The 10,195-nt window shown below is 37.7% G+C and carries 9 protein-coding genes; all 9 read left to right on the top strand.

Annotation, left to right across the window (positions count from 1 at the left end):
* Position 1: 1 nt before the first annotated feature.
* The 9 genes from AB5627_RS13200 (at position 2) to AB5627_RS13240 (ending at position 9,819) form a co-directional block, all read left to right on the top strand.
* The gene (locus AB5627_RS13200; RefSeq protein ID WP_265290941.1) at positions 2 to 1,579 is read left to right on the top strand and encodes a type I restriction-modification system subunit M; all 1,578 of its coding nucleotides are present in this window, start codon (positions 2 to 4) and stop codon (positions 1,577 to 1,579) included.
* A gap of 19 nt (positions 1,580 to 1,598) precedes the next feature.
* On the top strand, positions 1,599 to 2,396 hold the full coding sequence (locus AB5627_RS13205) for a DUF4145 domain-containing protein (protein WP_265290940.1): 798 nt from the start codon (positions 1,599 to 1,601) through the stop codon (positions 2,394 to 2,396).
* A 5-nt stretch (positions 2,397 to 2,401) separates the two neighbouring features.
* Positions 2,402 to 2,827: a hypothetical protein gene (locus AB5627_RS13210; RefSeq protein ID WP_265290939.1), complete on the top strand. Its 426-nt coding sequence runs from the start codon at positions 2,402 to 2,404 to the stop codon at positions 2,825 to 2,827.
* Positions 2,812 to 3,606, top strand: coding sequence for a restriction endonuclease subunit S (locus tag AB5627_RS13215; RefSeq protein WP_368369894.1), 795 nt, complete (start codon positions 2,812 to 2,814; stop codon positions 3,604 to 3,606). Before AB5627_RS13210 ends, AB5627_RS13215 begins: the two co-directional genes overlap by 16 nt.
* A 397-nt stretch (positions 3,607 to 4,003) precedes the next feature.
* On the top strand, positions 4,004 to 4,216 hold the full coding sequence (locus AB5627_RS13220; protein WP_265290937.1) for a helix-turn-helix transcriptional regulator: 213 nt from the start codon (positions 4,004 to 4,006) through the stop codon (positions 4,214 to 4,216).
* Between the two features lie 15 nt (positions 4,217 to 4,231).
* On the top strand, positions 4,232 to 5,872 hold the full coding sequence (locus AB5627_RS13225; RefSeq protein ID WP_368369896.1) for a hypothetical protein: 1,641 nt from the start codon (positions 4,232 to 4,234) through the stop codon (positions 5,870 to 5,872).
* Between the two features lie 77 nt (positions 5,873 to 5,949).
* Positions 5,950 to 7,932 carry an AAA family ATPase gene (locus tag AB5627_RS13230; RefSeq protein WP_337400357.1) on the top strand — a complete coding sequence of 661 codons (1,983 nt, stop codon included), beginning with the start codon at positions 5,950 to 5,952 and terminating at the stop codon, positions 7,930 to 7,932.
* A gap of 16 nt (positions 7,933 to 7,948) precedes the next feature.
* Positions 7,949 to 9,274 carry an McrC family protein gene (locus AB5627_RS13235; RefSeq protein WP_265290935.1) on the top strand — a complete coding sequence of 442 codons (1,326 nt, stop codon included), beginning with the start codon at positions 7,949 to 7,951 and terminating at the stop codon, positions 9,272 to 9,274.
* 8 nt (positions 9,275 to 9,282) lie between these two features.
* The gene (locus AB5627_RS13240) at positions 9,283 to 9,819 is read left to right on the top strand and encodes an HNH endonuclease (RefSeq protein WP_265290934.1); all 537 of its coding nucleotides are present in this window, start codon (positions 9,283 to 9,285) and stop codon (positions 9,817 to 9,819) included.
* Positions 9,820 to 10,195 lie beyond the last annotated feature (376 nt).

Genomic DNA, 10,195 nt, shown 5'->3' on the forward strand with positions numbered 1-10,195 from the left:
TATGGCAGATACAAATACATATCAGGCACAGGCAAATGAGCTTTCTCAAAAGCTCTGGGCGATTGCCAACGAATTACGAGGACAGATGGATGCCAGCGAGTTCAAGAATTATATTCTTGGAGTTATTTTCTATCGTTATCTGTCAGAACGTACAGAAATGTACATGGCAGAAATCCTTGAAAATGACGGTGTAACATACGAAGAAGCATTTGCGGATGACGATTACAGACCTGTTGTAGAAGACTGGTCTTTATCCAAACTGGGATATGTCATCAAGCCGGAAAACCTGTTCCGTAACCTGATTCGTAAGATTACAAAATTTGAGAATGATGCTGATAAATTCAGCGTAGAAGATTTTGAAAAAGCAATCAATGACCTTGTAGGTTCTACAATGGGTCATGAATCCAACAAAGCATTTGATGGATTATTCAATGATATGCGTTTACAGGATGTACGTCTTGGAGAGACAGTGGCAGACCGTACAGATATGATTGGTCGTGTCATGGTCAAGGTTTCAGACATTGATTTTGATTTACAGGATTCTCAGTTTGATGTACTTGGTACAGCATATATGATTCTGATTGGTCTGTTTGCTTCAGATGCCGGAAAGAAAGGTGGAGAGTTCTTCACACCTGCCGGACCGAGTAGACTTTGTGCTACACTTGCATCCCTTGGACTGGACGAAGCAAAGACCGTCGGTGACTGTACCTGCGGTTCTGCATCCATGTTGTTAGAAGTCCAGAAGCATTTGACCACACATAAAGTTGGTCATTTCTATGGACAGGAGCAGAACGCTACAACATACAACCTGTCAAGAATGAATATGATTATGCATGGCGTAGACTGGCAGAATTTTGATATTTACAAAGGTGATACACTGAAAGATGATAAATACGGTGATGATTTGAAGCTGACTGTACAGGTCTGCAATCCACCGTATAGCTTGAAGTGGTCTGCTGATAAGAAATTTGAGGATGACCCACGATACAGCGGAGCTGGAAAGCTGGCACCGAAGTCTGCTGCTGACCTTGCCTTTGTAGAACATATGATTTATCACATGGATGATTCAGATGGTCGTGTAGCTGTATTGCTGCCACATGGTGTATTGTTCCGCGGCGGTGCAGAAGAAGCAATCAGAAAATATATCATCAAAGATTTGAATAGACTGGATGCTGTTATCGGATTGCCTGCAAATCTGTTCCACGGAACAGGAATTCCAGTATGTGTATTAGTGCTGAAAAGCAAGAGAAACGGCAATTCAGGAAACATTCTGTTCATTGATGCATCGAAAGAGTTCAAGGCTGGAAAGAATCAGAATGTCTTGGAACAGGAGCATATTGATAAGATTGTAGATGCGTATGCAAAGCGTGTAGACGTAGATAAATTTGCTCATGTAGCAGATATGAGTGAGATTATCGAGAACGGCTACAATCTGAATATTCCGAGATATGTTGATACATTCGAGGAAGAAGAACCAGTGGATTTGGATGCTGTAAAAGCTCAGATTAAGACACTGGATTCTGAAACAAAAGCTGCGATTGATAAGGCTGAAAGTTTTATGAGACAGCTTGGACTGTAAAGGCAGGTGAATTCTAATTATGAAATTTAAGAAAACAGAATATCCCACCACGATAGCTGCATCGGCTGCAATGTCATTTCTGTCAATGGCAAACAATCCTTATCCGTATGAATATATGGTAGGAAATGCACAATTACCTTCAAAGGAATTGCCTATATTATTACCAGATAAATGTCCTTGTTGTGGTAAAGTATTATCCACTGAAATTTTACCGATTAGGGCAGTTAATAATATTACGGATAATGAACAAAAAGAATGTACGGTTATATCTATTTACAGATGTACATCTTGCAATGAATTATTCACTGTGACGAATACAGTTAAGACGGAATTAGCGTTTAAGGATGAAAATTTTGATACAGATGACGCAATAAGTGAATTTGTTGGCATTTATCCATTTGAAATGGAAAGTGTAGATTTCGATGAAGATATTAGTGATTTGTCACCCTCTTTTGTTGAGGTGTATAAGCAAGCAGAACGTGCAGAACATGATGGGTTGAATTTAATTTGCGGAATGGCGTATCGTAGAGCATTGGAATTTTTAGTTAGAGATTATTGTGTTGATAAATTCCCTGAAAAAGTCAGTGAAATAGATACAAAATCTTTGTCTGAAAAAATCAGAAATTATATTACGGATGATTCAGATATTAAAACTTTGGCAGAAAAAGCAACATGGCTTGGTAATGACCAGACACATGTAATCAATAAGCATCCTGATAGAGATGTCAGTGATATTAAGCAATTTATTCAGATGATTGTTGCGAAGATTAAAATAAAAATGGTTGTTGCAGATGCTGAAACTATAAAAAAGGGGTGATGTAATTGAATGAACCTAAATTGAGATTCAAGGCTGATGATGGAAGTCAGTTTCCAGATTGGGAAAAAAAGAAGTTGTCAGATATTTTTGTAGAACGAAGAGAAATGCAATGTATTGATGATGAGTATAAACTGTTATCATTTACAATAGAACAGGGTGTAATAAATCCAGAAGATAAGAAAACAAACAAAAGAGATTTTCTTATGAAAGATAAGGCTAGTAAAAAATTCCTTCGTACAGAATATAATGACATTATTTATAATCCAGCAAATTTAAAATACGGTGCTATTAACAGAAATAAATTAGGTAAAGGTCTTCTTTCTCCAATTTATGCTATTTTTTACACGGAACAAAACGCTGTATTTATGGAATCTATTGTAAGAAATCCTGATTTTATTAAGCGGACGCTTAATATTTGGAAGGTACTGTAATAAAACTTATGACCTTAAAACCTAGAGATTTTTTGCGAATGAAGTCATACATTCCTTGTCTTGAGGAGCAGCAGAAAATTGCAGAGTTCTTATCAACGATTGATACAGTGATTGCGAAGCAAAAGGAAACTGTATCTGCATGGGAGAAACGTAAAAAAGGTGTGATGCAGAAGCTGTTCAGTCAGGAAGTAAGGTTCAAAGCGGATGATGGAAGTAAATTTCCTGATTGGGAAGAAAAGAAGTTGGGAGATATTTGTAAGACATTTTCAGGTGGAACACCGAAATCAGGGAAAACACGTTATTATGAAAATGGAACAATTTCATTTATTCGTTCAGGAGAAATTCATGATGATAAAACAGAGTTGCGTATTACGAAGGATGGATTGAATGAATCATCTGCGAAAATGGTAGATATTGGTGATATTTTATATGCACTTTATGGTGCTACAAGTGGTGAAGTTGATATTTCTAAAATCAAAGGTGCTATCAATCAGGCTTTTTTATGTATTAGACCATTGAATGATTTTCATAGAAAATTTATTGTTGAAATTTTGAGACATAACAAGGAAACTATTTTGCGAACATATCTTCAAGGCGGACAGGGAAATTTATCATCTCAGATTATTCAAAGTCTGGTTTTTGATTTTCCTTGTCTTGCAGAACAGCAAAAAATTGCGGATTGTCTTTCATCATTGGATGAAGTCATTGAGAAGCAGAAAGCTACATTGGTTGCGTGGGAAGAACTGAAAAAAGGTCTGTTGCAGCAGATGTTTGTATAAGAACAATTGAATAAATCAATAGTGGAACAGGTGATGTACAAGATTTGTATGTCACCTGTTTTTTATGTCTACAATATCTAAACACATTATAAAAAGGAAGTTAACACTATGGGTAGGAAATCACATCAAAATGTGTTATATTTCAAGTATCAGGGAAAGTAAGTTAACAAAATTTATATAGAAAGTAGAGGTTACAGTATATGACGAGATGATACTTGTCGAGTTCAAGTCGGGCCTGCAGATAGAGGTCGATGAATAACATACCATGTGCCAGAGGCGCTCTTTCGGGGCGTCTTTTTGACGTTCATAAATAATTGATGAAATTTTAAACGATTTGTGATACAATTAATTTAATTGACAGTGAAACCATATTGAACTGTTTTAAGGTAAAAAAGGTATGCTAAGGAATAATATCGAAATCGACGTAAAAGTAAAGTGTGTAGAGGAGCAGACGACTCAGACGGAATTGGCTGAGAAAGCAGGGACATCTCCGTCCTACGTAAACCGGCTTATTAAGATCCCAGAGAAGATCGTGAATAATATCTTTGTAAAGATGCTGGAGCAGCTCGGATACGATATAGAGTTGACCTATGTTAAAAGAGAACAATAAAAAGGGGAGATTACAGTGGCAACAGAATGGTTTATATCAGGAAATCCTAAGAAGTACGATTGCGTTAATGCTTTTAGAGATTTGCGTAAGATTGACTGGAGACAAAGTACAAATGTCGAAGCAGGGGACATTGTGTACATTTATGTTTCAGGCGAAGAACATGCCGTCAGGTTAAAATGTAAAGCAAATAAAGTAGATATCAAGGTTCCTGATATTGATGATAAAAAATACGATCTCACCGGTGAGTTTGATGGTACTGCTGGTCGATATATGGAGCTTGAGCTTATTGAGGAGCTTAATGGCGACTTGTATGACCACATTTTGATGGAGAAACATGGCTTTGGAACACCGCAGAGCCCAGTAAGAGTAAATTTGGAAACCCGTGAGTATCTGAAAGTAGCTCAGGAACTACAGCATATTGATGAGATGGATCCAGATAAGCATGACGGAAGCTATGAGCTTGCACGTGAAACTGTGCGTGCTTATAAAAACATGTGTAATCTTGATCAGATTGATTTTAGGGATATGAATCTGATTTATCATATGGTTATTGGTACATGGAGACAGAAGATTGATATTAAGAAAAAATCTATTTCTGAAAGCCATCTTCCGGATAATGAGAAATCAAGATTAGTAGGCTTGCTCGATACTATATGGGATAGATCAAAAAATAACGCTTATACAAATCGTGAAGGTGATGTGTCAATTGGAATGTTTGGAACCGCGTTCTACTCCTTTTATGACGCAAAGAAGGAAGATTGCATCCGCTTTATTCAAATGTGCATAGATATACTCGATAATGATTCCGACGAGGAGATGTTTGATATATGCCAGAAGGCATTATCCACTGGAATTTCTGGAATGCAAGCTGCTTCAGCATCAGTAATACTTCATTGTCTTAAACCCTATACATTCCTGGTATTTAATTCTAATTCTGGTAATCCTAACATATACTTGTACTTCGGGATTGATCTTGAGAAAGTATCTGATTTAAGCAAGTATATAGAAAATTGCAAAAAGGTAAAGACTTTCAGAGATAATAACTTTACAGTAAAAAACTATAGGATTTTTGACCTTGAGGCAAGAAAGCTTGGTAAGGGCGACAAGGAATATGATGCTATTGATTTTGAAAGAATTGAAGCATTTTTCAAAGACTATGCAGGAAAGCATTATGTTAATCCTGATAATGCTGGTCCAAACAAAGAAGAGATGGAGGCCTTCAAGGAAGAAGGTGGAAAAGCTCGCAAAGAGTTTACTAAGTTCTGCTCACACGTAGTTAGCGCCTTTCCTGAATTAGAAGCACAGTCTTGTTCCGGTTGGATAAATCAGGGCAATAATACCCAGAGATATTTCTGGGTCGAGCTAAAGGGCAAAGACTGGAAGAAGTATCCCCATAGTATTTCCATATTTTTTAATGATAAGAGCTTAACAGATGAGGAGTGGGTGCTCTCTGTACACGTTGAAACCAGAGATGGCGCAAGTAAAGATGAGGATTATTCACGTCATAATGTGATAGCTGACATAGAGATACCGGAAGGTGTTGATGCGTATTATGCTTACACAAATAAACAAGGGGATTATTTACTCGCCGAGGGTGGACAACAGGAGGTTAAAGAACTTCGGGATAGTGGTAAAGCAAAAAAATACAGGTTATAAAGCGAATTTCAAAGCCGTATGATTATACCAGGACAACGGAGATTGTAAAAGAAACACAAGATGCGGTTAAATTTTTAATGCCATTTTATCAGTACATTTTTGAACAAGCAGGGATTATTGTTGGAGAGGCAAAGTATTGGCCTTCTGCTGAGGAATATCCTGTTAAATTAACAAAAGATGATTGGATGCGTTTCATTGACGAGGTTGAGAGTAAATCGCACGATGGATGCATGAGAGTTCTTGCATGTTATGTTGATATTGGCGGTATCGGTTCACCTAAAACATTATCCGATAAATATAAAGGTTACCCGACTGTTTATACCAGCAGTATTCTGAACACAAGCAAAAGAGCATTAAGTTTCTTTGAAATGGAGCCTTGTCCATATGGGGATACACAGCGATACTTCCCGATAGCTTTTCAAGTCCGTATAGGTAATGAGGTTAATGCAGGGACTTATGAATATAAGATGCGTCCGGAATTGTTAGAGGCTTTGCAGGAAATGAATTTAACAGAAATAGATCTGATATATGATAAAGGCGGTAATGATGAAATGAGTGAGACGGAATTCGATAAGAACATTATTCTTTACGGACCTCCTGGAACAGGAAAAACATATAATACCGCAATTTATGCAGTGGCCATTTGCGATAAACTAAGCCTGGATGAAGTGAAGTCAAGACCATATGAGGAAGTCCTGGATAGATATCGAGTTCTTAAAGATGAAGAGAAACGTGTAGCGTTTACAACATTTCATCAGTCATACGGATATGAAGAGTTTATCGAGGGAATAAAACCCAAGATGGATTCTGAAGCTTTGGATGTTGAATACACAATTAAAGATGGTGTGTTTAAAGATTTTTGCGACCGAGCATCTAAAAAGAAAACCAGTTCAAGCGGAGTTAATGTTGGTGAAAATGCTCGTGTTTGGAATGTGATTCTTGGTGGCAATAATGAACCGGAACTGAAGCAGAGATGCTTTAATGAAGGTACTATTCGAATTGGATGGCACAAGTCACCGGAGGTTATTACCGATGAAACAGAAGGGTTGAATGATAAGGAAAGACGCATTCTTTTGAATTTTCAAGATGAGATGGAAATCGGGGACGTAGTTGTTGCTCGTGCTACCAGCGATGCTGTAGATGGAGTGGCGATTATTACTGGGGAAGTTGAATTTGATACTTCAGATAAACACTATCCAAGAAAACGTCGGGTTCAATGGCTGTATAAGGGAGCCAATATTAGCATCATTGACCTTAATGGTGGCACAAGGCTGGATCGAAAATCTGTCTATCCATTAAACCGAATAAGCGTAGGTGATTTGCTAAGCAGGGTTCCTACGGAGGCGGGAGTTGAAGTAAAGGATGAAACAAGGCCTTTTGTATTCATTATTGATGAAATTAACAGAGGTAATATTTCAAAAATATTTGGTGAATTGATTACACTTATTGAGCCTACTAAGAGGAAAGGGGCAAAGGAAGCTATGGAAGCGACTCTTCCATATTCAAATGTTCCTTTTGGAGTTCCGAATAACGTTTATTTGATTGGAACCATGAATACAGCAGATAGATCCATAGCCATTATGGATACAGCATTACGTCGAAGATTTCAGTTTGAAGAGATGATGCCTAATCCTCAGGTTCTTAGAAATATTGGTGCTGATAAAGTCGTCGATGGTGATGTTGAACTTGATGTGGCAGAAATGCTTGAGGTGATCAACAAGCGTATTGAGTATTTGTTTGACAGAGAGCATACCATAGGCCATGCTTTCTTTACGGACCTTAAGGATGAACCAACGGTTCAGAAACTTGCAAGTATATTTAAGAAGTCGGTTATTCCACTTTTACAGGAATATTTTTATGAAGATTACAGTAAGATTCGTATGTGCCTTGGGGATAACGGCAAAGAGAACACAGAGCATATGTTTATTCTTGCTAATGAGATTAAATTAAACCAGATATTCAGGGGAGATACCTCTGATGTTGATATACCAGATTACGCCTATGTAATTCAGGACGAGGCCTTTGACAACATCATGAGTTATAAAGAGATAATTGGATAAGAAAAGTGGTGATTAGATGAATGAACTCTTGGAGGTAAAAGAGTTTGAGACCATAATTGGAAACCCCGATTATAGGGATCTCTATAAATGCATGGACAAGAACTCATTTGCAGAGCTAATAGAGTTCATTCATGCTTTTGATTCAGATGATACAGAATCAGATGTTTTAGATTTTATCAAGATTGGATACAAAAGAAACCTGGGTGAAACTGTAACTTTTAAGAATTACGTCGGTCTCATTCAGATGAAGAATAACTATCAGATTCAGATATTACCTAAGATAGAGTTTGTAAATGGCGAGAATGATGAAACGAAGCAAGTGTTCATGAAGATGCTTCGAAGCATGAGGGATTTTCCGAGCAAGGTCTTTACAAATGCTAATCTTAAAACGAATCGAATGAATTTGTATGATGTCTTCATTAATATGTATCTGCAAGAAGTGAGGTCGATTGTAAAGCATGGTATTAAATCTTCATATGCGAGACAGGAGGATAACCTTACTGTTTACAAGGGAAAGCTTATGGTTAATGAGCATATTAAAGCAAATCTTGCGCATAAAGAACGCTACTATGTAGGATTTGATGAGTATCAGGTAAATAGGCCAGAAAATCGTTTGATAAAATCAACGCTTTTGAAATTGCAGAGTATAAGTAGTAGCGCGGAAAATGGTAAAGAAATAAGGCAGCTTCTTACTTCATTTGAACTTGTAGAGCCTTCGAAGAACTATGATGAGGATTTTGCAAAGGTAGTAATAGATCGTAATACCAAGGAATATGAAATGCTAATTAAGTGGTCTAAGGTGTTCTTGAAAGGCAAGAGTTTTACTACTTTTTCAGGGACTGATAATGCAAGAGCACTTCTGTTTCCTATGGAAAAAGTGTTTGAGTCATATGTTGCACGTAATATGAAGAAGGTTTTCAATAGGGCCAACTGGGAGGTTTCTGCTCAGGATAAAGGACACTACCTATTCAATACATTGAATGGTGAGAAGCATCGAAAGTTTGCTCTCAGACCGGATCTTGTGGTTACAAGAGATGATGGAAGCGTTGTTATTCTTGATACCAAATGGAAGAGCCTCATCAATGACAAAGGAGCCAATTATGGAATATCGCAGGGTGACATGTATCAGATGTATGCATATTCCAAGAAATATAACACGTCGGAAATATGGCTTCTTTATCCGGTAAATTTTGTAATGAAAGATAGTGGAAAAATCACTTTTGATAGTGGTGATGGCGCGACGGTTTCACTGTTCTTTGTAGATGTGGTAAATATTGAAAAGAGTATGGAAGAACTTTTAAATGTGCTATCGCAGGACAGGCTAACTGTGATAGTGGAATAAAATAGTAAATGGAGGCCGTATATTTTTTTGATCCTGGATTAAAAATTGGTGAAACGCTGAAAAATAGCGATATCGTTGAAAAATTTAAGTGTGGGAATATGGGAGGCATGCGCCGGTCAAAGACGACGGATACGCTGGTGATCGTATCAGACAACACAAAGGGTATCTATCACGACAAATGGATCGGAGGAATTCTCCACTATACTGGTATTGGCAAAAACGGAGATCAGGATATTAACTGGGTCCAGAATGCCACACTTGCCGGATGTGGACACAACGGTGTAGATGTACATCTCTTTGAAGTTATCGATGAAGGTGAATACGTTTACTGTGGACTGATAGAGCTCGTTGACGAGCCGTATGCTGGGACACAACCTGGCGAGGATGGAAATTCGAGAAAAGTATGGATGTTCCCTATCAGGCCGGTTCCGGACAATGATGTAAAGAAGCCGCCGATGTTCGTTTTTAAAGATATGGAGGACTTTAAGAATAGAGGTGGTGATGTCGATGCCCAGTATATGAAGGCCCTTGCTGAGAAAAGGTAAAAGTAAACCGGCTTATGTTCCGCATGTTATTCCGAAGCCGCAGCCAAAGCCGCCAGTGGTGGTATCTGCTGATATTGTAGGAAGAAAGGTAAACCCATAAGTCCTTTGGACCAGGAGTCATTACAGCTATCGAAGGGCTAATATTGTCGCCAATTTTGATAAGGTCGGCGAGAAGAAATTAGGATATGAAGTTTGTATAAAAAACAATCTCCTGCAATTCATATAGAAAGAAATTTAGCGAATGAAAACAGTAAAAGTTGTAGCAGCAGTAATTCATAAGGATAATTTAACGAAATTGATAAATCGGAATTTGAAGAGGTTGTGTAAATGAGGAAAAGATATTGTATTGTTGCACAGATTGTATTATTATTATGGT

It is taken from the genome of Ruminococcus sp. RTP21198st1_G1_RTP21198_201120, from assembly GCF_040924265.1.
GTDB lineage: Bacteria > Bacillota > Clostridia > Oscillospirales > Ruminococcaceae > Hominimerdicola > Hominimerdicola aceti.